General features: G+C 41.7%; 20 protein-coding genes and 1 tRNA gene. 12 read left to right on the forward strand and 9 right to left on the reverse strand.

Annotated elements, in window-relative coordinates; genetic code table 11:
* Positions 1-61: 61 nt before the first annotated feature.
* Both RMX69_RS15825 and RMX69_RS15830 read left to right on the forward strand, forming a co-directional pair.
* On the forward strand, positions 62-2,311 hold the full coding sequence (locus RMX69_RS15825; protein WP_322638001.1) for a GAF domain-containing protein: 2,250 nt from the start codon (positions 62-64) through the stop codon (positions 2,309-2,311).
* A gap of 63 nt (positions 2,312-2,374) precedes the next feature.
* A tRNA-Lys gene (locus RMX69_RS15830) sits at positions 2,375-2,446 on the forward strand.
* Positions 2,447-2,662: 216 nt separating this feature from the next.
* Here the strand turns inward: RMX69_RS15830 and RMX69_RS15835 are convergent.
* Positions 2,663-2,818 carry a hypothetical protein gene (locus tag RMX69_RS15835; RefSeq protein ID WP_322638002.1) on the reverse strand — a complete coding sequence of 52 codons (156 nt, stop codon included), beginning with the start codon at positions 2,816-2,818 and terminating at the stop codon, positions 2,663-2,665.
* Between the two features lie 145 nt (positions 2,819-2,963).
* On the opposite strand from RMX69_RS15835, the gene RMX69_RS15840 reads away from it, so the two are divergent.
* The gene (locus RMX69_RS15840; RefSeq protein WP_322638003.1) at positions 2,964-3,377 is read left to right on the forward strand and encodes a hypothetical protein; all 414 of its coding nucleotides are present in this window, start codon (positions 2,964-2,966) and stop codon (positions 3,375-3,377) included.
* Between the two features lie 422 nt (positions 3,378-3,799).
* Here the strand turns inward: RMX69_RS15840 and RMX69_RS15845 are convergent, their stop codons facing one another.
* Both RMX69_RS15845 and petH read right to left on the reverse strand, forming a co-directional pair.
* Positions 3,800-5,086 carry a homoserine dehydrogenase gene (locus RMX69_RS15845; RefSeq protein WP_322638029.1) on the reverse strand — a complete coding sequence of 429 codons (1,287 nt, stop codon included), beginning with the start codon at positions 5,084-5,086 and terminating at the stop codon, positions 3,800-3,802.
* A 247-nt stretch (positions 5,087-5,333) separates the two neighbouring features.
* Complete coding sequence (petH, locus tag RMX69_RS15850; protein ID WP_289799952.1) at positions 5,334-6,680, reverse strand: ferredoxin--NADP reductase; 1,347 nt, start codon at positions 6,678-6,680, stop codon at positions 5,334-5,336.
* Between the two features lie 1,226 nt (positions 6,681-7,906).
* On the opposite strand from petH, the gene RMX69_RS15855 reads away from it, so the two are divergent.
* Positions 7,907-8,911, forward strand: coding sequence for a phosphoribulokinase (locus tag RMX69_RS15855; RefSeq protein ID WP_289796420.1), 1,005 nt, complete (start codon positions 7,907-7,909; stop codon positions 8,909-8,911).
* Positions 8,912-9,172: 261 nt separating this feature from the next.
* Positions 9,173-10,447, forward strand: coding sequence for a methionine adenosyltransferase (metK, locus tag RMX69_RS15860; RefSeq protein ID WP_289796421.1), 1,275 nt, complete (start codon positions 9,173-9,175; stop codon positions 10,445-10,447).
* Positions 10,448-10,773: 326 nt separating this feature from the next.
* On the opposite strand, the gene RMX69_RS15865 is transcribed toward metK, so the two are convergent.
* Both RMX69_RS15865 and RMX69_RS15870 read right to left on the reverse strand, forming a co-directional pair.
* Complete coding sequence (locus tag RMX69_RS15865) at positions 10,774-11,958, reverse strand: anion transporter (RefSeq protein WP_289796423.1); 1,185 nt, start codon at positions 11,956-11,958, stop codon at positions 10,774-10,776.
* Complete coding sequence (locus tag RMX69_RS15870) at positions 11,955-12,140, reverse strand: hypothetical protein (RefSeq protein ID WP_289796424.1); 186 nt, start codon at positions 12,138-12,140, stop codon at positions 11,955-11,957. Before RMX69_RS15870 ends, RMX69_RS15865 begins: the two co-directional genes overlap by 4 nt.
* A 224-nt stretch (positions 12,141-12,364) precedes the next feature.
* Between RMX69_RS15870 and RMX69_RS15875 the strand changes: the two genes are divergently transcribed.
* Positions 12,365-13,222, forward strand: coding sequence for a sulfite exporter TauE/SafE family protein (locus tag RMX69_RS15875; protein ID WP_289796425.1), 858 nt, complete (start codon positions 12,365-12,367; stop codon positions 13,220-13,222).
* Between the two features lie 236 nt (positions 13,223-13,458).
* Here the strand turns inward: RMX69_RS15875 and RMX69_RS15880 are convergent, their stop codons facing one another.
* Positions 13,459-13,914 (reverse strand): pentapeptide repeat-containing protein, encoded by a 456-nt coding sequence (locus RMX69_RS15880; RefSeq protein WP_289796426.1) that lies wholly within the window; start codon positions 13,912-13,914, stop codon positions 13,459-13,461.
* Between the two features lie 306 nt (positions 13,915-14,220).
* Positions 14,221-15,084 carry an alpha/beta hydrolase gene (locus tag RMX69_RS15885; RefSeq protein WP_322638004.1) on the reverse strand — a complete coding sequence of 288 codons (864 nt, stop codon included), beginning with the start codon at positions 15,082-15,084 and terminating at the stop codon, positions 14,221-14,223.
* Between the two features lie 209 nt (positions 15,085-15,293).
* Here RMX69_RS15885 and RMX69_RS15890 point away from each other — a divergent pair, with 209 nt between their 5' ends.
* From RMX69_RS15890 to RMX69_RS15900, 3 genes are all read left to right on the forward strand, one after another.
* Positions 15,294-16,112 carry a DUF1206 domain-containing protein gene (locus RMX69_RS15890; RefSeq protein ID WP_289796428.1) on the forward strand — a complete coding sequence of 273 codons (819 nt, stop codon included), beginning with the start codon at positions 15,294-15,296 and terminating at the stop codon, positions 16,110-16,112.
* 180 nt (positions 16,113-16,292) lie between these two features.
* Positions 16,293-17,447: a glycoside hydrolase family 10 protein gene (locus tag RMX69_RS15895; RefSeq protein WP_322638030.1), complete on the forward strand. Its 1,155-nt coding sequence runs from the start codon at positions 16,293-16,295 to the stop codon at positions 17,445-17,447.
* Positions 17,448-17,459: 12 nt separating this feature from the next.
* Positions 17,460-17,888 carry a DUF2358 domain-containing protein gene (locus tag RMX69_RS15900; RefSeq protein ID WP_289796429.1) on the forward strand — a complete coding sequence of 143 codons (429 nt, stop codon included), beginning with the start codon at positions 17,460-17,462 and terminating at the stop codon, positions 17,886-17,888.
* A 264-nt stretch (positions 17,889-18,152) separates the two neighbouring features.
* On the opposite strand, the gene RMX69_RS15905 is transcribed toward RMX69_RS15900, so the two are convergent.
* Positions 18,153-18,362, reverse strand: a complete 210-nt coding sequence (locus RMX69_RS15905) for a hypothetical protein (RefSeq protein WP_289796430.1) — start codon at positions 18,360-18,362, stop codon at positions 18,153-18,155.
* A 254-nt stretch (positions 18,363-18,616) separates the two neighbouring features.
* On the opposite strand from RMX69_RS15905, the gene RMX69_RS15910 reads away from it, so the two are divergent.
* The 3 genes from RMX69_RS15910 to RMX69_RS15920 all read left to right on the forward strand — a co-directional run bounded on the left by RMX69_RS15910 (position 18,617) and on the right by RMX69_RS15920 (position 22,863).
* Positions 18,617-20,914, forward strand: a complete 2,298-nt coding sequence (locus RMX69_RS15910; protein WP_289796431.1) for a PhoD-like phosphatase — start codon at positions 18,617-18,619, stop codon at positions 20,912-20,914.
* A 220-nt stretch (positions 20,915-21,134) separates the two neighbouring features.
* Positions 21,135-21,296, forward strand: a complete 162-nt coding sequence (locus RMX69_RS15915) for a hypothetical protein (RefSeq protein ID WP_289800145.1) — start codon at positions 21,135-21,137, stop codon at positions 21,294-21,296.
* 22 nt (positions 21,297-21,318) lie between these two features.
* A complete protein-coding gene (locus RMX69_RS15920) occupies positions 21,319-22,863 on the forward strand; it encodes a glycosyltransferase family 39 protein (RefSeq protein ID WP_322638031.1) in 1,545 nt (514 codons plus the stop codon).
* A gap of 333 nt (positions 22,864-23,196) precedes the next feature.
* On the opposite strand, the gene RMX69_RS15925 is transcribed toward RMX69_RS15920, so the two are convergent.
* Entirely contained in the window at positions 23,197-25,128 is a 1,932-nt protein-coding gene (locus tag RMX69_RS15925; protein WP_322638005.1) for a DMT family transporter, read from the reverse strand.
* Positions 25,129-25,169 lie beyond the last annotated feature (41 nt).

The raw sequence follows: 25,169 nt of genomic DNA on the forward strand, positions 1-25,169 counted from the left end.
TACAAGCTTAACGACAAAAGAGCGCCTAGAAGAGTCAGTAATACAAGAGTGGGACTCTCGCATGAATATAAATCCAGTGGAATCAACTATGGAGTTGACAAAATTATCGCCACCTCAAATTCTTTTTGGCACAGAAGTAGATGAAAAAAGTAGTAGCGAGCAGTTTCTACTCAGCATGTATGATTCTGTACAGGCATCAATATTTGTAGTTGATGTTTTGGAGGATGGAGATTTTCAATATGTGGCCCTTAATCCCACTCATGAACGGTGGATAGGGATTCGCTCAGACGATCTCCGGGGCAAAAAGCCAGAGGATATCCTCTCTGCTATTGATGCTGCAAAGGTGCGTCAACATTATGTGGACTGTGTAAGCTTCGGCACAACTATTTCTTACGAACAATGTTTGCAATTCCAGGGAGTTCCTACTTGGTGGAGTACGACTCTCACGCCACTAAAGGATTCTAACTCCAAGGTTTATCGATTGATTGGTACTAGTAGTAATATTACCTCTGTGAAGCAAGCAGAGCAAGCAGTTGGACTCCAGGTTGAACGAGAACAACTACTAGAAGCGATCGCTGGACGGATTCACCAATCTGTAAAATTAGAGACAATTGTGCATCAGACTACAATTGAACTGCGACAGTTTTTGAATTGCGATCGCGTGTTAATTTATCGCTTCGAGACTGATGGTAGTGGAGTAATCATTGCCGAATCAACTGTAGCTGCCAGCGATCCACTGTTGGGAAAAAACATCACCGATCCCTGCTTCAGTGGCAAACATCCAGAACACTACGGACGAGGTTGCATTCAAGTTGTTGAAGATATTTATGCAGCCGGCTTGCATCCTTGCCATATAGATTTCCTGACATCTTTGCAGATAAGAGCCAATCTCGTCGTGCCGATTTTCCAAGAGCAAGATATGTGGGGACTATTGATTGCCCAGCATTGCCGTGAATCGCGTCAATGGCAGCAAACGGAAACTGACTTGCTCAAGCAGTTGGCAACTCAAATCGGCATTGCAATCCAACAGGCAGAACTTCATCAGCAACTCCAGGATCTCAAAGCCAAGATGGAGTTGCAAAAACAGAAACATCTAAATCAGTTGCAGCAGGTGCGAAACTTTGAAGCCTTGGTGCGACGCATGACAGAACAAATCCGCGACAGTCTGGATCAAACTCAGGTGTTGCAGACACTTACCCAGGAATTAGCAAAGTTACTAAACCTTGAGCGTTGCCAAATTGAACTCTACAGTACCTGTCAAACTCTAGTTACTATTGCTTACGAATACACCATTAATTTGCCCCAATGTCAAGGATTAACCAAACAGATTGCAGACTATCTTGAAGTTTATCAGCCGCTGTTGCAAAAACAACCATTGCAATTTTTGGAAATTGTACCGGGATGGCAACCAAATTTGCTAGTTATGTCTCAGATGGCTTGTCCAATTTTCGATACTCAAGGGATTTTGGGAAATATTTGGTTGACAAGACCATCACAAGAGGCTTTTGACGAATTTGAAATTGAGCTAATGCAGCAGGTAGCAAATGAATGTGCGATCGCCATTCGTCAAGCCCAGCTTTACAAACAAAACCAGGTACAGGTAAAAGAACTAGAAAAAAGCGATCGCCTCAAAAACCAATTTCTCAGAACTCTGTCCCAAGAACTGCGGACACCCATAACAAGCATTAGCCTTGCAGTCCAAACTCTCGAAAGTGTCCTCACACCAGCAGAAATATCAGAAATAGAAATAGTGCCGCAACTCTTGCAGATTCTGCATAACGAGTGTGGGCGAGAAAGCAAGTTAATTAACGACCTACTCACACTCACATATCTCGAAGCCGAACCCGATCCCCCAACCTTGATTGCCATTGACTTTCAAAGCTGGCTTCACCCCATTATCGAATCTTTTCGAGACCTCACCAACTGCCAGCGACAGCAGTTAAACCTGACTGTCGATCGGGCGCTGCCGCCTTTGGAGACAGATATCACTGATTTGGAGCGGATTGTCACGGAACTGCTCAACCATGCCTGCAAATATACCCCAGCCGGGGAAGCGATCGCAGTCTCTGCTCAGTTGATCGGGGATACAGTCGAGCTTAATATTACCAATTCGGGAATAGAGCTTACCAGCAATGAACTCTCGCGGATTTTTGAACCTTTCTATCACCTTTCCAAACACGACCCTTGGAAACATAGCGGCACAGGGCTGGAATTGGCATTAGTGCAAAAAATGGTCAGACATTTAGGCGGCTCAATTTATGTAGAGAGTGCAGCAGGTCAAACCACCTTCACTGTCAAATTCCCCTTTTAATTCCTTTTTTGGGCATAGCACTAGCTAAATTGTCAAAAGTTATGCTACCATTGTTATTCGTGTGGGTGACTAGCTCAACGGTAGAGCAGTAGACTCTTAATCTATTGGTTGCGGGTTCGATTCCCTCGTCACCCACTCTCTTCAGCCCTTCAGAATTTACCCTTGCCTAAATCGAGCAAGTACCAACCTTTTAAAGCCCCTATTTTCGGGGATAAATACCAGTAAACCTTTGACTAATTTAACTAAAAATCTCCCTTGCTCTTAGCAGTCTAGTGGAATGTATTGCTTGTCCACTGGACGTTTAGAATGTGACGAAATAGAGATTATACTTATTTCTGTTTCTTCTTGGGATTAGTCAAATCCAAGTTTAAAAAATCCATCTTCTGGTAGGGCTTGCATAATGAAGTAAATTGCAATTCCTACGGCAGTAATTGCTATAACAGGTAAAAAAACTTCAAAAATCAAGGTTAAGTTTAAAGCATCCATGAGAGTGATTTTGTCGGTCATTCTTAACGTGCTGCGAATCAATTTTCTTTAAACCTAAAATTTTTATTAAATATAGTTTGAATGTCTTAACTGTCTTAACTGTCCTTGTATGTTTTTCTCATGAGTGATAATTTATTCTATGTATTTATCTATACGTAGAAAGATCATGAAAAGTATCACCAGAATTACACGACTGATTCTAGTGTTTTTGGCATTTTTTGTAAGTAGCTTGACATTCTTGTTTACTCCACAAGCATTCGCTCAAGAAAATTGTGAAAAAATCATTAATCAAGGAGCTGCAACTGTTGAAAATGGATGGTTTACTCAAGAAGCACCAACAATAGGTTGGTACAAAGGAAATATTACTACAGATGTAAAATATGATGTCTGTACACCAACTTACGTTATAAGAATAAATGGGAATGATTGGAATAAACTTGTATCTGAAGGAAAACTAGATGGTTTTCGATATGAAGCATATAAATATGCTGAGAAAGACGGAAATTATCAAAATTTCTTATTCAGACAAATCAAAGATAAAGCACCAGTAACAATTACAGCGGCACAATTTAGAGAGTAATAACTACGCCTAGACTCAGGATAATGTCCGCGCTCATTTGCTGCTAATAACTGATATTTTCCACCAATTAATTTACAGCGTATTTCAGGTAAATGAAGTACATGGGTAGGGGCACAAGATGTTGTGCCCCTACCATCATCTGTACTTCACCTTGGCGTAGCCTCTGTCTGCGACGCGCTGCGCGAACGTAGAGAAGTTGCAATCTGCTGTATAAACCAATACGGTTCAGTTAAGGCTAAAACTCTTTATCAAAGTCAATTTTTTTAACGAACCGCAGAGGCACAGAGGGAACAGAGAGAGGAAAACAATGCTTAACTGAACCGTATTGCTGTATAAACTTCTACACTTGCTTCTAAATCGCAAAGACCGATGATTTATCGCATCTCTTGCCTGAACCGAACACTATTGACTCTCAACTAATCTCAAAGTACACGCAGTAAGCTGGGAATGCTTTCAATCGCTGAGAAATTCTGAATTTCTGCCAAAGCTTGCCTAAAATTGCCTTCTCGCACATCATGGGTAACAACTACAATCTCTGCTAGTTCTCCTTGAAAGCCAGTTTGGACAATTGACTCTAAGCTAACGCCATAGTTGCCAAAGCAAGTCCCCAATTTACCGATAACTCCAGGTTGGTCATTGGTGAGGAAACGGGCGTAAAATCGAGTTATCAATTCTGCCATCGGTGCAATTTGGCAATATTCTTGATGCCCACAAGCTAATAATGGATTTGTAACTGCTGTATTAGTTTTGAGGACAGCAACTAAATTCAAAATATCTGACGTGACAGCACTGGCGGTTGCACCAGCACCAGCACCGGGGCCAAAAAACATTACTTGCCCGATGGGTTCTCCTTCGACAAGAATGGCATTGTAAACCCCATTGATGCTAGCCAAAGGATGAGCTTGAGGCACTAAAGTAGGATGAACTCTGACGGAAAGGGGGGATGAGGGAGTATCACGTTTAGCGATCGCTAACAATTTAATCACAAATCCCAATTTTTCGGCGTAAGCAATATCTGTTTTGCTGACTTGCCGAATCCCCTCAGTATAAACATCTTGGAGGTTGATGCGTCCACCAAAGCCTAATGATGCCAGGATGGCAATTTTATCAGCTGCGTCTAAGCCATCCACATCGGCAGTGGGGTCAGCCTCAGCATAACCCAAACGTTGGGCATCAGCTAAGACATCATTAAAGTTGCTGCCTTCTGTTTGCATCCGTGTCAGGATGTAGTTTGTTGTACCGTTAACAATGCCAGTTACAGTATGAATTCGGTTAACACTTAAAGACTGCTTCAAAGGTTGAATCACCGGAATCCCACCACCCACGGCGGCTTCTAGCATGACGTAGACGCCAGCTTGATTAGCAGTTGTGAAAATTTCCGCTCCGAAGCGGGCGATCGCTGCTTTATTGGCTGTGACTACATGCTTACCATTACTTAAAGCTTTGAGAATTAGCGATCGCGCCGGCTCCAGTCCGCCCATCACTTCGACAACTATATCTACCGCTGGATCGTTGACAATAGAATCTAAATCTGTAGTTAAGACTTCCGTAGACAATTCTACTGCACGGGGTTTATCTAGCGATCGCACTCCCACCCGATAAATTTCTATCTCTTGCAACAATGGGTGACGCCCAGCGCTATCTTGCAACAACTGCACTGTTCCCGTTCCCACGGTGCCTAATCCCAGTATTCCTAGTTTCACACCCACAAATTTTGCACCCAATTTATTTTTTAGTGCTGAGTGCTGAGTGCTGAGTGCTGAGTAGTAACAAGTATTATTTAGTACTCTACTCTTCAGAACTGAGAACTCTTGCCTCAGCTATTTACAATATTCATAACAAAACAATTGTAGGTAGAGCGTTTGCCCTACCTACTGATTATCCTGCTTCCTTTGTCATTTGTCCTTTGTCCTTCGTCCTTTGTCTAAAACTAATGACTAATGACCAATGACTAACTTAATAGGTTTCTACGTGCCAGCGATGAGCTTTCTTGAGTTGCTTCTGGTAATCACTCCAGGTTACGCCTTCTTTAGCAGCAGCAGTTGTTAAGGCTGCATCAATACCTTCTTCCATACCCCGCAAACCGCAGATGTAGGTGTGGGTTTTTTCGTTTTTAATCAACTGCCACAATTCATCTGCATGTTCCGCTACGCGGTCTTGGATGTACATTCTACCGCCTTGGGGATTTTTTTGTTCCCGGCTGATGGCAGCAGTCAGACGGAAGTTATCAGGATATTTTTGTTGAATTTCTTCCAGTTCTTCCTTATATAAGAGGTTTGGAGTTGTGGGAACACCAAATATTAGCCAAGAGAATCCTTTAAATTGGTATTCTGGGTTAGCTGCTCTTTCTGCATCTTTAAACTGACGCCACAGATAAGCCCGCATCGGGGCAATACCCGTTCCAGTTGCCAACATGATGACATTAGCTTCGGGATCTTCGGGTAACAACATTTCCTTACCCACAGGCCCAGTAATTTTTATCTCTGCCCCTGGTTCTAAGAAACACAGGTGTGTAGAGCAAACACCGTAGACTGTTTCGCCAGTTTCTGGGTGCTTATATTCTAATTGACGGACGCACAGTGATACTGTCTTATCATCCACATCATCGCCATGACGAGTTGAGGCGATGGAATAGAGTCTCAGTTTTTCTGGCTTGCCGTTCTTGTCTAATCCTGGTGGGATAATCCCAATACTTTGACCTTCTATATACTTCAAATCCCCGGCGGAAATGTCAAATTTGAGGTGTTGAACAATACCAATACCACCTTCTTTGACTAGCGGTTCATTAGATATTACCTTGCCAATAAACGGAGCATTGGGACGGTAAGTGTTAACAGGAACGTCACCGTGGTCTTTTTTGGCTTTCGCTTGAGTCATGGTGTTGCCTTTCTTGTCCTTATTCTTGAGCTGTTCTTCAGCTGGTGGTTTAGCAAAACCTTTGGTTTCACTATGAGTATTTACAGGTGTGGCTTTACCATTCCCTTCACTGTTAGCAGTTTCCCCAGATGTAGCTAACTCGCTGACAACGCTTGTAGCACTTCCAAATGAGGCTTGACCATTAACTGGCTGTAGCGCAGTTACAGGCTGGATGCTAACAATTGTGCCGCCTAGACGAGTGATACGTCGCATTTCTTGATTCATGCGGTTGTAAGGCACTCTGATGAACACACTGCCACTTTTCCGAATTGGGTAGTTAGTTTGATCGGTTTCTTCACTCTGACGCAAACCCACTACTTCATAAAGGAAGATGCGGCTACCTAATTCTGTGTTGGCAGCACCCTCAACAGCACCTTGATTGTACATTCGTTCTACCACTCCGATAATTTACTTAACCGTTTTTCAAAAAAAACTATTCCCATCCCATGCCAGCTTTAGTTTACCGGATTTTCGTTTCACAAAACTGGCCCTGAAGGAAAAACGGCATCATTAAATTAATGCCTTGCTAAGTACACTCACCAAAGACATGCAGGCATAGCAAAAAACACACCTGTTCACCTTCTAAGGTAAAGGAGAAGTCTTGTGGAGAATGTTAATAATGAATCAATTTAATCTTTTTTTCGTTAACTACCACCCCCATCAGGGAGATAGCTTTTTACCTTAGTACCCTATGAGCAACTCACAATATCACAATAGTAGATATTCTCGGAGGGCTACTTTGAGCGGTGGAAGCTACCGCTCTATTTACCTCCAAAAGCTTCCCTTGTGCTTGCTTACTCCAGGGGTTTAAATCGGAGAATGCCAAGAAAGGAAGGTTTTCTTCCGATTGGTTTTACTTCTCCAAATCTACTACTCTTCTGGAATGTTGTTAGCTATCTTCATTACCTATCTATGGACAATTACATAACTAGGACAACTCCAGCCACAAATATCACGAGATGGACAATGATAATTTAAGCAACTGTAATTAGTTTCACTTGATGTGAAAAATCTGTCAACCTTGCATCAGTACTTTGCCATAACGTCAACGCTTCTATATGAGCATATTCATAAATTTACAGCCAACAATTTGGGTAATGTAAGTTATTTCCTCATTCGTTGGATAGATTTTTGCTTTGAATATATTAAGTATTGTCGAGCAGGAATTACAATTTAGGAACATTAGAAAATTTGCGGCAATTTTGCGGCAATAATAAATTATACTTTATAGTCTTGATTCTATAGAGTCACAAGTAGCAGACTGATAAAGGTGCAACGCTGATGAGCAGTGCTGATCCCCATTTTTAAATTAACAACTAAATTAACAAAAAAATGATTGAGGAACCACGCTAATTCTTCTTGACAGCAATCTTGTATGGGATACCCCCTTCTGTTAAAATCAAATATATCACTAGGATTAAATACTTACCGGCACCAACATTCAGGCTAGTCCGACGAGTAGCAACTTAATTACTTTGTTGCCTACCCGCTTGGTGTCTTATAGATGTGCTAGGTAGCAAGAACGCAGGATAAACCAAAGGGGTAAACTCCTGGCTTCAGAATCTGCTGTGTGAAAAATTATTGACACAACTTTAGTATTTTAGAGGAGATTTATGACAAGTAAGCCGGAACGCGTGGTACTGATTGGAGTAGCCGGAGACTCTGGTTGCGGTAAATCTACGTTTTTGCGTCGTTTGATAGATTTGTTTGGTGAAGATTTAATGACAGTCATCTGCTTGGATGACTATCACTCGTTGGATCGCAAACAGCGCAAAGAAACGGGGATAACGGCGCTAGACCCCAGGGCGAACAATTTTGACCTGATGTATGAGCAAATTAAAGCGCTCAAAAGTGGTCAAGCTATTGATAAGCCGATTTACAACCACGAAACCGGCTTGATCGATCCGCCAGAGCGGGTAGAGCCGAATCACATTATAGTTGTTGAAGGGCTGCATCCTTTATATGATGAGCGGGTGCGATCGCTAATCGACTTCAGTGTTTATTTTGACATTAGCGATGAGGTCAAAATTGCCTGGAAAATCCAGCGAGATATGGCTGAACGCGGTCATCGCTACGAAGATGTGTTAGCGCAAATCAATTCCCGCAAACCTGACTTTGAAAAGTTTATCGAACCGCAAAGAGAATTCGCCGATGTGGTTCTCCAGGTATTGCCCACAAACTTGATCAAAAACGACACCGAGCGCAGAGTCCTACGGGTACGTATGCTCCAGCGGGAAGGTAAGGAAGGGTTCGATCCAACCTACCTATTTGATGAAGGGTCAACAATTAATTGGACTCCTTGTGGACGCAAGCTGACATGTTCTTATCCTGGTATGCAACTGTACTACGGTTCAGATGTTTACTACGGCCGCTATGTCTCAGTACTAGAGGTGGATGGTCAATTTGACAATTTGGAAGAAGTCATTTACATCGAAACCCATCTCAGCAATACATCCACCAAATATCAGGGTGAATTGACTCACTTGTTACTCCAGCACCGCGAGTATCCAGGTTCCAATAATGGAACTGGTTTCTTCCAAGTGCTTACAGGTTTGAAGATGCGTGCTGCTTATGAGCGGTTGACAGCTACGGAAGCAAAGTTAGCGATTCAGGTTTAAAGCAGCAGTGTTTGTGTCAAAGCTTGTGGGGGCGCTTCCGGGTACCCCCTTTTTTTGTGTTATTAAATACATTTTAGCTGCAAAATAATTAGCATACATTTATCTTACTTACGGATATTTACCTTATAGTTAGTGGTTTTTATCAATATCAAGAAGATACTAACGACTGAAGTATAAATATTGTTATGATTTCAGAAATTAGTAGTTAAACTAAATACTCACATTTAGTTAACAAAAAAACTCTCGATGGAGGAATTTCCTTTGTCTCGTCGATATCTATTTACCTCTGAGTCAGTCACCGAAGGTCATCCAGATAAAATCTGCGATCAGATTTCTGATACTATTCTGGATGCCCTATTGACACAAGATCCGAGCAGTCGTGTCGCCGCTGAAGTCGTAGTTAATACTGGTTTGGTGCTAATCACTGGTGAAATAACCACCAAAGCTAATGTAAATTTTGTCAATCTCGCCCGGAAAAAAATTGCCGAAATTGGTTATACCAATGCCGACAATGGCTTTTCTGCTAACAGCACCAGCGTTCTGCTGGCTTTAGACGAACAATCACCCGATATTGCCCAAGGCGTTAACACCGCCCAAGAAACCCGCCAGCAAGATAGTGATGAGCTATTCGATAAAATTGGTGCGGGCGATCAAGGTATAATGTTTGGCTTTGCCAGCAACGAAACACCAGAACTGATGCCCTTACCCATCAGTCTCGCCCACCGCATTGCTCGCCGATTGGCAGCAGTTCGTAAAACAGGTGAATTGTCATACCTGCGTCCTGACGGTAAAACCCAAGTAACTGTGGTCTACGAAGATGGACGCCCCGTAGGTATTGATACGATTCTAATTTCCACCCAGCATACAGCCAGTATTGGGGAAATTACGGATGAGGCAGCGGTACAAGCCAAAATTAAACAAGACCTCTGGTCAGCAGTGGTCGAACCTGTTTTTGGCGACATTGACGTTAAACCTAATGACGAAACACGTTTTTTAGTCAACCCCACTGGCAAATTTGTCGTTGGTGGTCCTCAAGGAGACTCTGGTCTGACAGGACGGAAAATAATCGTTGATACCTACGGTGGCTATTCACGTCATGGTGGCGGCGCTTTTTCTGGTAAAGACCCCACGAAAGTAGACCGTTCTGCTGCTTATGCGGCTCGCTATGTCGCGAAAAATATTGTCGCCGCTGGGTTGGCAGAAAAAGTTGAAATCCAACTATCTTATGCTATCGGTGTAGCACGACCAACAAGCATTCTAGTGGATACCTTTGGTACTGGCAAAGTGGATGAAGAAACCTTACTGGAATTAATCAACAAACACTTTGAACTCCGTCCAGCAGGGATTATCCATACCTTCAACTTACGCAACTTACCAAGTGAACGAGGCGGACGTTTTTATCAGGACGTCGCGGCTTACGGTCATTTTGGGCGGGCTGATTTAGACTTGCCTTGGGAACAGACCGATAAAGCCGAATTGTTGAAGCAAGCAGCAAATGAGTCACTTTCGGCAGCAGTTGCTCAGGCACTGACTTAGACTTATACGCTACTGTCAAAACTTAGTTTATCTACATGAGGGTATTGGCAACTTAACAAGTTACAATACCCTTATTTTTTAGTAACCACCTGAATATCGAAAAATAAAACAGGAGTCAGAATTCTAAATTCTGAATACTCTACCCATATTAGTTCAGGGTCCCGGAGACTTGTTGACAAATGACCAATACTTCTCTTACGAGAGGCTGCGCCCGAAGCGAAGCTATGCCGCAGGCTTTACGACTACGCGGTAGTTGAATCTCGACTTCGCTCGATTACCGCGCAGTCGAAACTCAGTACAAGTGACAAATGACCAATGACAAATGACTAAATCCAAAAATAAGTCAGGATGAGAGTCAGGACAGTTAACGGTAGACCAAAACGTAGATGTTCCCAGAATGATAACTGATAACCAAGTTTTGCAACAGCCTCAGCAACAATTAAATTAGCAACTGAACCTAATAAAGTTAGATTACCTGCTAAGGTAGATCCTGCTGCTAATAGTAACCAGGTTTTCGTGTCTGGATGGGGAAGTAAATGTTGTAGTAATAATACTGCTGGAACATTAGAAACTAAATTTGAAAGCAGAGCAGTAATTCCTAATATGCTCAAGGGAGTATAAACTAAACCGCTAAATAAATTCAATATTCCTAATTTTTCTACTCCAGCGGTAACAACAAATAGTCCAGAAAACATCACCAATAAATCCCAATCTACTTTATTTAAAACTCGTTGCGGTTTGATTCGCCTAGTAATAAACAGTAAACTGGCAGCTACGAGTGTTGCTTGGGCTGGGGGTATGCCAATTAAGAATGTAAATAATAGTCCTCCTGTTATCAATAGGCTTTTAGTAAGCAACGGTTTAAATATGCGGTAACGCACTGGGGTTACACTCGGACAAGACTTAGTAGAACGGACATCAGGATAAAGCCACCACAATAACGCAATTTGGATCAACAAACTTACTAATGCGATGGGAGTCAATGCTTTCGCAAAATCGAGATAGCTGATACCAGAAAACGAACCAATTAGAATATTTTGTGGATTGCCACTTAATGTAGCTACTGAACCCAGATTAGTTGCTCCTGCCAAAGCAAGTAAGTAAGGAATCGGATTGAGGTTCAAAGTTTGGGTTAAACCGAGAACCAAAGGAGTCAAAATTAGAGCGATGGTATCGTTCAGAAAAAAAGCCGAGAGAATTCCACTGCCAAAAGTTAAAACAATTAGCAAACCCAAAGGGCTACGGGTAAAGTGTGTAACTGTATCAAGGGTTAGCTGGAAAAAACCAGCGTAAGCTAAGTTTGTGCTGATTACCATCATGCCAAACAGGAAAATCAGCGTTTTATAGTCTATTGCTTGCCATGCTTCTTTGAGGTCTAATACCCCGAATGCCATCAGCAAAGCTGCACCAACTAAAGCAATACTGGCTCGGTTCATCCGCAAACCAGGGAGATATCCTAAACCCAAACCTATATAAGTCAGCCCAATGATGATGGATTTGAAAACAATCATGATTTCGCTAGATTCTTTTGATTTGATGCCTTTCTATTAACTCCTGTTTTTGTTTCAGGTACACAGAACCAAAAAACTGCCAAAGCCACAACTGCGTAGGCATAGCCCGCAGCAGGCATCGCTGCTAGAATCAAAAAACCAACATTGTAACCAGCACCAACACCAATGGTAGTGTTGAGCATCCCTACATTTAGTCAAATAAGTTACCATTGACACGGAAATCACACTCAAAATCTAGCCTTGCGCGTAATAAATTAACCTGCTAAAGCAGCGAGAGTTGCAGCTAGCAGATTACCTGCATGGTTAAATGTTTAATTACAACCTATTCACCTATCTAACCCTCTTTTTTATTAATAAATCCTGATATATATAGCTTTGACGAGAAAAGCACCTAAGCAGGAAATTAATGAAAAAGAATAATTCGTCTGCACTAAAGCCTACAACTACAAGCTTGCAAGTTCGTCGTTTCCGATTATCCTTTCTCTACGCCGTGCCAATTGGGGTATTAGGCGGGCTGATTGGCTTAGGAGGTGCAGAGTTTCGACTGCCAGTCCTGGCTGGCACATTGAACTATTCAGTGCGGCAGGCCATACCTTTGAACCTAGCTGTCAGCTTGATTACGATCGCTGCTTCTCTGACAATCCGGGGCAGTACACTTTCTTTGAGTCAAGTTATTCCATTACTTCCTGTGGTTTTCTCCTTGATAACTGGAGCGGTTATCACAGCCTTTTTCGGGGCAGCGATCGCAGGAAGGCTCTCAAACGAACAGCTTGAGCGCATCATCTTAATGTTATTAGTAGTGATTGGTATTGCCCTAATAGTCGAGGGTTTTCTACCTCAACAAATACCAGCTTTTTTACCGCCTGCTTTAAGTTGGCGTATTCCAGCAGGTATTTTATTTGGTCTAGCAATTGGGCTGGTAAGCAGTTTACTTGGGGTTGCAGGGGGTGAAGTGATAATCCCAACACTTGTTTTTGCTTTTGGTGCAGATATTAAAACAGCAGGTACAGCCAGTCTTATCGTTAGCTTACCAACTGTACTAGTAGGGGTTATCAAATATGCTAGTCGAGGTGCATTTGCAGATCGTACACTCTTGGGCAATACTATAGCGCCTATGGGAGTTGGCTCGGTGATTGGAGCCATAATCGGAGGAATGCTTGTCGGTATTGTTCCACCAAGGATACTAAAGGTAACACTAGGGATAATTTTGAATATATCGGCGTTTCGGGTCTTTCACAAAGTAAAGTCTTCTAATGGGAAATAACAAAGCTTTTCAGATTTTGATTGCACTTTTTGTGTAGATATCGGCCACAATGCCCATAAGAAACCCCCTCTGCTTTTACCATAGTAAAGTGATTACAGCGCAGAGGGGTTTCATTTATTTTAATATTTTTGTAGAGGCAGGTTTTAAAGATAATTCTCGCAAAAAACTAGTTTATTTGATTTAAAACCCGCCAAAACCTATGTTGTATTGATTTTTACCTGTGTACTCAGTTGGGTCTATTTCCAATCGGGAATTTGAGCGTCTTCTCCACCAATCCCAATTCCAGTGTTAAATATTTCCGCATCAGTAAGATTTAGATCGTTCATTGATGCTTGATACACATTAGAATCGTGAATTGTAGCACGAGTAAAATTTACTCCGTTGAGATTAACTTGCTTCAAATTCACATTGGTTACATAAGCAGATGTTAGGTTAGCACCTGCCAAGTTTGCACCAGTTAAGTCAGCACCTTCGAGGTTAGCTCCTACAAGGTTAGCTCCTTGGAGTTTCGAGCCTCTCAAATCAGCACCAATCAAATGAGCGCCACTGAGGTTAGCTCCTGATAGATCGCACTTAACACATTCCCCAGTTGAAAGCAGCTTTTGTAAATCCTGTGGATTCTCAGCTCTAACCGAGCTAGCAAAAAATAGGGGAGTTGCTAAGGCAATGGCCGCTAATAGCTGGAGTTTCATAATTTTCCCCCTTAATAATCAAGTTGCGTCCGTTCTGTCCCTCACAGCTCTATTATCTCACTAAACTTCGTGAGGTCAATCTCTCTTGTGACAATCTATCTCCTGACAAGTTAATTGTGATCTGAAACACAGATAAAAGTGATGTCAAAAATGCCATTAATTCCGATTTTTTGGCTATTTTTACCAAAAATTTCTCAAAAAATGCCAGTATTAAATTACTATTAAATCTTTTTAAAATAAAAAACTGGCGCTACTTCTCTATAGATAGTTAGAGAAGTATTTATACTTATCAATTGATGATTCAGTTTAATTCCTCAGAAATTCTCGCATATATTGATTAACCAATTCCGGCTGTTCTTGCTGCACCCAATGACCACAATTTGGAATGTACTTGATTTGGAAATTCCTGACATAGGCTCCGGTGTCGTCGGTTAGCTCTTTGCCGAGTGCAGGGTCATTTTCTCCCCAAATCATCAGTGTTGGCACTTTCAGAACGCCCCAATTTGGATTAAGCATTCTCTGCTGAAAAACATTCCGGTAGTAGTTCAACATTGCTGTGAGGGCACCGCGTTTTGCAGCAGCATTTTTATATGCGTCAATATCGGCTTGAGTGAAAGCACTCTTGTTAACTGCTGTACCTTTAAAAATTGTTTCAATTGCTTGGTAGCCTGAAAATTGTAAGAATAATTCTGGCATCCAGGGTAGTTGAAAAAGGAAGATATAGTAACTTCGCTGCAACTGTTGGAGAGTGCGTAACCCTTGGGCAAATTTGGCAGGATGAGGCAGGTTAAGAATAATTAATTGTTCTAACATTTCGGGGTGAGTGTATGCAAAATTCCAAGCGATCGCACCTCCCCAATCATGTCCAACTAATACACATTTTTGGTATCCTAATCCTTTAATTACTCCCTCAATATCTTTGATAAATTCATCCATTACATAAGCTGATTGCTCATTTGGTTTATCACTATCGTTGTAGCCACGCAAGTCAAGGGCGACGACTTTAAAGTTTTGGGAAAATTCTGGTATTTGATGCCGCCAAGAGTACCAAAACTCAGGAAACCCATGCAACATCAACATTAAAGGACCTTCACCTTGGGTAACGTAATGTAGTTTTGCCCCATTGGTAATTATATATTCGTGTTTACAATAAGTTTCTATTAGAGACATAATTAATCCAAATTTAGCATTAAAAAATACTAAATAATAATACTGTACTTAGCAACTGTAATATTATTTTGAGCAGCCTCACATCTATTGAAAGACAGTATTACGATAGTGCTTTTTTGCAAAAATATTAGACAATTTGTCTTGAGGTAGATGTGAATCGTGGGTAAATTTTGATAAAAGGTAAATAATAATAATTCTTCCCAACTACCATGACACAACAGTTGACAAACCATGCTTCATTGTGGGTTGAGCGACTGGGACGATTTGGCTATCTTTCCAAAGGAGTAGTTTACGGTATCGTTGGACTACTGGCAGCACAAGTGGCTTTTGGCAGTGGTGGTAAAACAACTGATACCCAAGGCGCTCTCCAAACAATCGTTAACCAACCATTTGGTCAATTTTTGCTGGCTTTAGTTGCAATTGGCTTGATTGGATACGTAATCTGGCGTTTTGTACAGGCAATTAAAGACCCAGAAAATAAAGGTAATGATGCCAAAGGTTTAGCAATACGAATTGGTTACGCAGTTAATGGCTTGATTTATGCAAGTTTAGCCTTAAGTGCTGTACAAATCGTTATGGGTACAGGCAGCGGTAAAAATAGTAGTGATTCTACTGAAGATTCGACAGCACGTTTGCTTTCTCAACCCTTTGGTGAATGGTTAGTTGGAACTGTGGGGGCGTTTGTAATTGCTCTAGGTTTCTATCAGTTTTATCAAGCTTTTAGTGGCAAATTTCGTAAAGAACTCAATTTAACTGAATTAAGCAACACAGAAGCCCAATGGGTAATGAGGATTTCCAGATTTGGTTTAGCAGCACGGGGTATAGTATTTTGTATTATCGGTTGGTTTTTAATTGAAGCTGCAAGACAATCAAACGCCGCTACCGCTGAAGGTTTGGATGAAGTATTACAGACGCTAGCGCAACAGCCTAATGGAGCATGGCTTTTGGGTATTGTGGCACTAGGTTTAGTTGCCTATGGGATTTACACAATAATACAGGCGCGGTATCGTCGGCTAGTCAATGTTTAGATGGTGCAGTGCCGAGAATTTCAATTTATCAAACAGAACTCAGGAGTCAGAATTCAGTTGGGTATTCTGTACGATTGGCGGACGAATAATCGGGTTTAAAACCCCTACAAAACAAGAAAATTTAGTCTACTAATTGATTCGGACTCCTGAATTGTGACTCCTGAATTCTTCTTCAAAGAAATGGCAATAATAGAAACCCGTGGTATTTGGCTGACTACTACTGATAGTAAGGTTCTCAGGTCAAAGCAAGGCATTGCTGAGGCGATGGATTTGCTCGCCGAAACGGGATTTAATGTGGTGTTTCCCGTTGTTTGGAATAAGGCAGTAACTTTATATCCTAGTCAAATAATGCAGCAGACATTTGGAGTCGAAATTGACCCGATGTCTGTAGACCGTGACCCTTTAGAAGAGGTGGTAGTTGAGGCGCGGCGAGTTGGGTTGAAAGTCATTCCTTGGTTTGAATACGGTTTTGCCAGTTCCTACAATTTGAATGGTGGTGTACTTTTACAGAAAAAACCGGAATGGGCTGCACGTGATTGTAACGGCAACTTACTGAAGAAAAACGGCTTTGAGTGGTTGAATGCCCTCGATGCACAGGTGCAAGAATTCTTGTTGAGCTTGGTACTGGAAGTTGTAAAGAATTATGATGTGGATGGTGTTCAAGGAGACGATCGCTTCCCTGCATTACCCTGTGAAGGTGGCTATGATGAGGTAACTGTCAACCGCTATCGCCAGGAATTCGATCGCAATCCGCCACAGAACCCCAAGGATAGACAATGGTTACAGTGGCGTGCAGATATTCTCAGTGAGTTTTTGGCGCGTCTCTATCAGGAGGTGAAAGCGGTGAATCCTAATTTATTAATAGCGATCGCACCTAATATCTATGATTGGGCATTCCAGGAATATCTGCAAGATTCACCCACATGGCTGAAGCGGGGAATTGTTGATATGATTCAGCCGCAGATTTATCGCCGTGACTTTAGGAGTTACGCTGCGATCGCTGATAAACTGGTAAACCAGCAGTTCACAGATGCGATACTGCCCAAGTTAGCACCAGGAATACTGATGAAGCTTGGCTCTTACTGTATTAGTTCAGAATATCTGGTGCAGGCAATTGAATACAATCGTCAACTTGGCATTCAAGGAGAGGTATTCTTTTTTTACGAAGGTTTGCGCGAAAATAATAATACCCTAGCTAAAGTTTTGCGAAATGGGCCTTACGCTAAATCTGCATCATTTCCCACTCTGTCAGATTTGAGTGCGGGTGGTGTGAGTCACAAGAAAACATCTTCTATTTGGCCAGGGTTGCAAAGGGTGTTAAAAAAGATTTTTTAAGGGAAAAGGCGCGTGGAATCTCAATTTTCGGTGGAACATGTAATTAAGACTTTAAAAGAGGATTTACCGACACTTTTTGAAAAAGATATTTCATATCAAATTTATACACAGGATATCTATTTTCAAGATCCGGTGAATACATTCAAATACAAATTTAATTATCGCATTATATTTTGGACTTTACGATTTCACGCTCGGCTATTTTTTACCCAAATTCACTTTGATGTACATGAGGTTTATCAGTCAGCCGAAGACACGATTTTAGCAAAGTGGACGGTGCGGGGAGTGTTGCGCGTTCCCTGGAAAGCAGGGTTGCTTTTTAATGGCTATTCAACATATAAACTCAATCAAGATAATTTGATATACGAGCATATCGACACCTGGGATAGAAAGCCAGGGGAGATTTTACGGCAGTTTTGGCAAAGGGAAGGAGATAGTTAGTCAGCTATTATATAGCGGTTCTCAGTTGAGTGAGGTACAAGAACCCCACCCCCCCGGTTACTGAGCGTAGTCGTTGGCGCAGCCTCTCGTAGAGAAGTATGCTCCCCTGCCTAGACAGCGATGGGATATTTTGTTTAGTTGGAAGTCCCTAATTCCACCTTTTACCCTTGGCTTAAAAATATTAAGATGCAGACAGAAAAGTCTATTTACAAACGATTACAAACCTTGCAAAAGATCATTAATTGAACTTATAAGTAGTTCAACTTAATTAAACGTAAAACGCTCAACTTGATACTGACCTTGCTTGGCTCTATGATTTATACCATCCATAATAGCGATCGCTAACTCATATTCATCTTCAAAAACTTGACCAGCAAGCTCGTCACGCTTGAGATGTAACCATTCATCTTCAATGGACTTCCAAATAAAAAAATATTCAATTAACTCCTGTGGAGTGGGCGACACGAGAGCCATATCGACTGGGCGCTCATGTTGCCCACCCCACAATATTGGATAATTTATTTCTTGGAGTTCCCTAACTCAAATAATCACTATTATAGGATGGGCGTCTTGCTCCTCCCTGAGCTTTTAGGCTGCAATCAATTTGCGCTATGAACTGATGTTAAACAGATGAGAATTGATGCATGATTGGTAATTAGATGAGTTGGGGCTACCAATTTAGGAGCAAAGTAACACATCTAAAACACCGTCACTGTCAACTGTTTGCAATGAAGTATCAAGTTGGAGACAAGTTTTTACAAGAACTGCCACTGATTTTAGGGGGACCAATCCTCAAACATACTGAGCCAGAGTCTGTGACAGTATGGGTGGCACTAAAACAATCTTGTCAGGTAGAACTTAAGGTTTATGACACAACAAATGATGGTGAAGCAATAGGAAATTGCTTCTTGGAGGGAGAACGCTCTACCTTTGCTCTGGGTAAGTATCTTCATGTAGTTGCCATCACGGCTCGCTCTACAATTGGACATCGCCTAACTGGAGGTCGCATCTATGCATACGACCTCCAGTTTACTGTTCCTGACCAAACCACGGAAACTCTGCAACAAGCATTATGTTCAAACTCCTCTCCTACAGTTAGCATCAGCTACTTCGATCATCAAAAACCAACCTTTGCTCTACCGCCAAACCGTCTTCAAGATTTGCAAATTGTCCATGCTTCCTGCCGTAAACCTCATGGTCATGGGTTTGATGCATTGCCAATTCTCGACAGTATGATTCAGGCGTCAGCAAATCAACCCCAGCACCGCCCTCATCAGCTGTTTCTCACGGGAGATCAAATTTATGGAGATGATGTAGCAGATCCATCGTTGTGGGTTGCCACTACTCTTGGTGATGCCCTCTTGGGTTGGGAAGAACGACTTCCGGTGAATGGAGTGTACTGCACTCCCCAGCAGCTACCACCTGGAGAACGTGCTGATGCTGCGACAACTCAAGCTGGTTTGACCGCAGGGTTACATAATAAAGCTGAGAAAGTCAACAGTCATCTTTTCAGTCTGGGTGAATATTACGCTACTTATTTACTCGCTTGGTCGCCAGTGTGCTGGCCAACAACATTTCCCAAAGGAGAGCAAGTAACACGCGATCGCCATGCTATCAAAGACTGGAATCGCGCAGTTAAGCATTTACGACAATTTATCTATACCCTTTGGAAAGTGCGCCGCGCCCTTGCCAATATCCCCATGCACAGCATCTTTGATGACCATGATGTTAGTGATGACTGGAATTTGAACCAAGCTTGGTGTTTGCGAGTCCTGGGGCGGCCATTAGGGCGAAGAATAGTCCAAAATGCATTGTTAGCCTATACAGTATTTCAAGGATGGGGCAATACACCAGGGCAATTTGCAGAAGGAAAACCAGGTGAAAAGCTGTTGGCGGCTGCACAAGCTTGGTCAGCTTCTCAAGGAACAGATGCAAAGGCTGATCAGGCGATCGCTCGTTATGTAGGTATGCCAGCCAACGATCCCGCTACAGGTTTACCTGTTTTAGTCCGAGACGGTTCAGTATTTATTCTGGATAGAGATCCTGAAGCGCTGACTTGGCATTACATAGTCCGCAGCGATTGCCATGAAGTAATTGTGCTGGATACACGTACATGGCGGGGTTATCCAGCCGATCAAAAACCAATTGCCCCACCAATGTTATTGTGTCCAAAAGCTTTTGAGCAACAACTAGTTTTACCTTTACAAGAACTAGTTGAACAAACTCAGATTCAAACTACATTTGTGATTGCGCCCACAAATGTATTTGGATTACAAGTGATTGATTGGATTCATCATTGGCACTTAAAACAGGAGAAAGTTTTTTCAACAGATGTTGGAGATGCCTGGAACATTAATGTTGAAGCACTGGCGAAATTTCTAACTACTTTGTTTGAGGAACGTCAACAAGTCGTGATTCTATCTGGGGATATCCACTATAGTTCTGTTGCTCACTTGTCTTATGCACGCACCCATTCCAAATTACAATCCGTCTTGGTACAGTTAACCGCTAGTGCATTGAAGAATGAAGAGATGTTGACGCGGCTGATTCATACACGATTGAAAGATTGGCTCCTCCCAGAACAAGTGCGACATTGGATAGGCTGGAGCAACCCACCCAATATGGTAGAAATTTCCGAGAAACAATTACACCATAATCGCCAACTGCTGAATGACTCTGACTGGCATTGTGTGCTGGAATGGATACCTCGAAACAGCGTTCAGACTTCTACCTACACAGCAGATATATTATCCTTGATAGCTCCTTGGAAACGAGCCGAAAATGCCAAATGGAAATGGTTACAACCCCTGATTTTTTGGAAATCTCGTTGGTTTCAGGAGGGACGAGAGGTAGTTGGATTGAATAATTTAGCTCTAGTTCACTTTGAGTTAGCAGATGAGAGTAATTCTTGCAAAGTTATTCAAGATTTATACTGGTTTTCTTGTTGGTATCCAACCCAAATTGTTTACAGCCGTTTTGAGAGCCAGTTAACGCCCAATCAGTCTTTATTAGAGTACTCTAAGTAAAAAAATACCCAATTGTCATTGTGAGCGAAGCGAAGCAATCTCAGTCTTTGCGATTGCTTCGCTTTGCTCTCTACGAGACGCTACGCGAACGCAATGACGGGTTTTGGATCATTTATTTTTTGGAACACTCTTACGATAACCAGCTTTGCTGTGTGAATGGAAATTTTAGTTGTATATGTAGGCACTCTAGATTAAAGAAACTTACTGGAGAGTGATTTCTGTGTCTACGACCCCAATTAGTGCAACATTGGCACAAACAGACAGAGATGCTGTGTTGCAAGCGATCGCCACCATTAAAGAAAATCTACCATTTTTGGTTGATTCCGAAGCTGCTATGATGCCATATAAAGCAAGCTTTAGTGGGGATATCCTGGAGGTTTGAGATGATTATCCCGATTTTAGATATGCGTCTATTCCGAGAAAAAGAATGGTTATTTAGCCTACTGGTAATATCTCTATTTCTATGGCTGATATTTTTGGGAAACTCCCCTTTGCGAGATTGGGATGAAGGTACTGTGGCACAGGTTGCCCGTGAAATTTGGCGTGCCCCATTTGGTTCAATGCATTGGCTTTACCCCACCTTGGGAGGAGAACCTTATCATAATAAGCCACCCCTGATGCACTTATTAATTGCTTGGACTTACTCGATCGCAGGCGTGAATGAGTGGACAACACGTCTACCGGGTGCAGTGTTAACTGCCTTGGGAGTGCCTTTGCTTTACTTGGTGGGATGTTTGCTTTTTAACCAAAGTTTACCAGCTCTGTTTAGCGCTTTAGTTTACCTGACAATGTTGCCTGTGCTGCGTCACGGAAGGCTAGCAATGCTAGATGGTACAACTATTACCTTTTTCTTGCTGCTGTTATTTTGTTTGCTAAAAGCACGTCAGAATCGTCGGTATGCTCTAGGTGTGGGATTTTGTCTAGGGTTAATCACTCTCACGAAAGGGATGATAGTTTTGCCGCTAGGAGCGATCGCTTGTTTATTCCTGATTGCAGATCGGCAGTTTGCTTTGTTAACAAGCCCTTATTTATTAGTGGGAATGTTATTAGGAAATGCACCTGCGATCGCTTGGTTTGCTGCTCAATGGCAACATTATGGCGAAACTTTCTTCCAAGTGAACTTTCAAACACAAACCTTTGATCGCCTTACACAACCTGTTGAAGGTCATAGTGGCCCACCCTGGTACTATTTAATTGAGTTAATTAAGTATAGTTTTCCCTGGCTATTATTTTTACCAGGAGGTTTTTATTTAGCTTGGAAAAAACGTCATACTTCCTGGGGAAGTTTAATTATTATTGGCACAATCATTTATTTAGGAACTATCTCTTTAATGAGAACTAAGCTCCCGTGGTATGTTATGCCTGTATATCCATTTTTAGCTTTGGCAATTGGTGCTAAACTTAGCGACATTTGGCAGTATGGTCATTTTAAGGCGCGAAGTTTGACAATATTTCTGGCTATTATCGCTATTGCTGGTTTAGGAGGTTGTGTTTACTTTATTCTTGCAAAGAAAGAGCCTACTTTAATAATCATGAGTATTGTTTTGGCAATAAGTATGAGCATCGCAGTATGGTTAATTAGACAACGCGATCGCAACTTTATTCCAGTGTTATTTTCTGGGATGTACTTAGTTTTAGCACTGTTAATGAGTTCGCAATCATGGATTTGGGAATTAAAGGAAGCTTTTCCAGTTAAACCAGTAGCAGAATTAATTCGAGCAAATGTTTCACCAGGAACACAAATTTACACTTCTTTTGCTTATAATCGTCCGAGTTTGAACTTTTATAGCGATCGCAAGGTAACTGCTGCGACTGTGCCAATTTTACAACAAATGTTATCTAATAAATCTTATTTGCTATTAGACGATGCGGCTTTACAGCAAATCGATTTAACTGGTAGTAAAATTATAGGAGTAGCCAACGGTTTTACTCTGATTACTAAAAATTAATTATCCTCATCTATTGAATAGTAGATTATCTTAGATATCCAAACTTTCAAATAATTTAGAGATATTTCGTTGATCAACCATAAAACCCATAAAACATTGATATTAATTAACCTAAACTACCTAAAGATTGCGGGCAAATCGAATAGCAAATTATTTATTATTCCTATAGATAAATGAACTTTTACTAGCTGTTATGATGCTACTAGCCTACTAGTAGAGGTAGGTGGAAATAAACCTACTATTTCATTACAGCCAGAAAGCCCAAAATTAAAACTTTTTGACTTTTGACTTTTGACTTTTGACTTCCGCCTTGCGGTACTAGATGTTATGATGCTACGAGCCTTCGTTCGTTACTTGAACTGTGAATTGACTAGATTGGGCTAGATAGATACCCGCTAAAACTACGGCAAAAGTTACCCAGTCAAACAAGCCTACCTGTTCTGAAAAAATGAACCAAGCAAAAATGGAAGACAGGACTGGATTGAGGAGAAGGGTAACGGCGACGATGCCTGATGAAAGTCTGCTGAGACTATAAGTTATAAGTCCCTGACCCAACACTTGGCAGAAGAGAGCTTGAAAAATAATGAAAAACCACCCCATCCAAGAATAGGGAAATAATCTCTCTTCGATAAATGGGAGGATAGGTAACAGAAATATTGTAGTCACACCACAACGCCAAAGCATGATGGTTGCGGTCGTAAATCGGGTTTGGAGTTGTTCTATCAGCAACAAATAGGTGGCGATAAAAATCGCGGTTAAAAATGCTAGCGCATCACCAAGTATTTGGTCAGTTGCAAATTGCATTTTATGAAATTCAAAGGCGATCGCTCCTAAAAGCGCTATGACCATACCAATAACAAATCTGTTATCGAAGCGCCGACCTAATAACAGATACCCAGCCGCAGCAACAAATAACGGGTTCAAATTAGACAGTAAAGCCACGTTAGCAACGCTAGTTTGACTTAGTGACCAAGCCCACAATAATAGGGAGGTAGTTGCAGCAGTTCCCATTGCCAATAACAGCCACACGTCCTGTTTTGTAAAAGGCTTCGGTTCTATAGGTTGATGATCAGATTGTTGACGACGCAAAGCCTCAAGTGCATTCCACAGCCCAAAGACGACTGCGGCGATCCAACTGCGATGAAATCCTACAGCATTTGCACCAATTTCTTGTTGACACAATTTTGCCAGAGATGGTGCTAAAGATATGGGAATTAGGGCAGCAAATAATGAGATAGCTCCTAATAAAGCTGGTGTTTCGGAGAATTGTTGCTTTAGTAATGACAGTTTGAGCGTCATACTTTTAACGAAAGTGTTAACTATAGTTTTGACAGATTCCTGGAACGGCAAATTAAGAGTAGCTTGGCTAGATATGGCTAAGTATAAACCGATTAAAACTACAGCAAAACCTACCCAATTTGAGAAAGTTAATTTTTCTGAAAATATTACAAGAGCGAAAATGCCACTAAATACTGGCTCTAATAGATGCACCAAGGAGACAACCACAGAAGAAAACCTAGCAAGGCTATAGGTCAAAAGCCCATGACCTAAAACTTGGCAAATTAGAGCTAGAGAAATGACCCAAAGCCACCCACTGACTGTAGAGGGGAAAATCTGAGCTTGAGTGAACAAAAGTATGGGGAAGATGGCTAAAGCCGCGATCGCACAGATCCACAACTGAATTGTGGCGGGAGAAAATTTGGTTCGTAATTTTTCTACGATTAGCAGGTATGCACCCAAGAAAACCGCAGAAATTATCGCAGTAAACCCCCCTTGAGCTTCGTCTGTAGCGATTTGCAGTTCCTCAAATTCAATGGCGATCGCTCCCCCAAGGGCGATGACCATGCCAATCAGGAATTGCTTCTCAAAACCCTTACGAAATAACAGCCACACTCCTAAACTAGTAAATATGGGGGCGAGATTATGTAAGACACTAGAGATCGCAACGCTAGTTTGAGTCAGTGACCAAGCCAAGAAGACTAAAGTAGCAGCCCAAAAAATACCAGCACCAAGCAATAGCCACAGATCCTGACTAGTGTAGGGCTGCTGTTGTACAGGTTTTTCTAAGTAAAGTTGCTGACGAATCGTCTTGTATCCATGCCAGAGCAAGAAGACCACACTACCAAGCCAAAGGCGATTAAATACAGTGGCATTGGGACTAAGTTCAGTTTCACTCAATCTTACGAAAATAGAGCCAAAAGATATGGCACCGACACCTACAAATAATGAAGCAAGGGCTATCTTCGTTTGATCGGATAGATTCATTAGGAAATTTAAATTCAACTTCTTACCAAGAAAGAACCAAA

Source organism: Nostoc sp. EspVER01, from assembly GCF_034530635.1.
Lineage (GTDB): Bacteria > Cyanobacteriota > Cyanobacteriia > Cyanobacteriales > Nostocaceae > Nostoc.

Bases quoted from the DNA above. Each gene is read 5' to 3' on its own strand.
- RMX69_RS15825 (WP_322638001.1), top strand. From the start codon at position 62: ATGAATATAAATCCAGTGGAATCAACTATGGAGTTGACAAAATTATCG.
- RMX69_RS15835 (WP_322638002.1), bottom strand. From the start codon at position 2,818: ATGACCGACAAAATCACTCTCATGGATGCTTTAAACTTAACCTTGATT.
- RMX69_RS15870 (WP_289796424.1), bottom strand. From the start codon at position 12,140: ATGCTCAACACTACCATTGGTGTTGGTGCTGGTTACAATGTTGGTTTT.
- RMX69_RS15880 (WP_289796426.1), bottom strand. From the start codon at position 13,914: ATGAAACTCCAGCTATTAGCGGCCATTGCCTTAGCAACTCCCCTATTT.
- RMX69_RS15925 (WP_322638005.1), bottom strand. From the start codon at position 25,128: ATGAATCTATCCGATCAAACGAAGATAGCCCTTGCTTCATTATTTGTA.
- RMX69_RS15890 (WP_289796428.1), top strand. From the start codon at position 15,294: ATGACACAACAGTTGACAAACCATGCTTCATTGTGGGTTGAGCGACTG.
- petH (WP_289799952.1), bottom strand. From the start codon at position 6,680: ATGTACAATCAAGGTGCTGTTGAGGGTGCTGCCAACACAGAATTAGGT.
- RMX69_RS15840 (WP_322638003.1), top strand. From the start codon at position 2,964: ATGAAAAGTATCACCAGAATTACACGACTGATTCTAGTGTTTTTGGCA.
- RMX69_RS15855 (WP_289796420.1), top strand. From the start codon at position 7,907: ATGACAAGTAAGCCGGAACGCGTGGTACTGATTGGAGTAGCCGGAGAC.
- RMX69_RS15910 (WP_289796431.1), top strand. From the start codon at position 18,617: ATGAAGTATCAAGTTGGAGACAAGTTTTTACAAGAACTGCCACTGATT.
- RMX69_RS15875 (WP_289796425.1), top strand. From the start codon at position 12,365: ATGAAAAAGAATAATTCGTCTGCACTAAAGCCTACAACTACAAGCTTG.
- RMX69_RS15885 (WP_322638004.1), bottom strand. From the start codon at position 15,084: ATGTCTCTAATAGAAACTTATTGTAAACACGAATATATAATTACCAAT.
- RMX69_RS15895 (WP_322638030.1), top strand. From the start codon at position 16,293: ATGGCAATAATAGAAACCCGTGGTATTTGGCTGACTACTACTGATAGT.
- RMX69_RS15865 (WP_289796423.1), bottom strand. From the start codon at position 11,958: ATGATTGTTTTCAAATCCATCATCATTGGGCTGACTTATATAGGTTTG.
- RMX69_RS15920 (WP_322638031.1), top strand. From the start codon at position 21,319: ATGCGTCTATTCCGAGAAAAAGAATGGTTATTTAGCCTACTGGTAATA.
- RMX69_RS15905 (WP_289796430.1), bottom strand. From the start codon at position 18,362: ATGGCTCTCGTGTCGCCCACTCCACAGGAGTTAATTGAATATTTTTTT.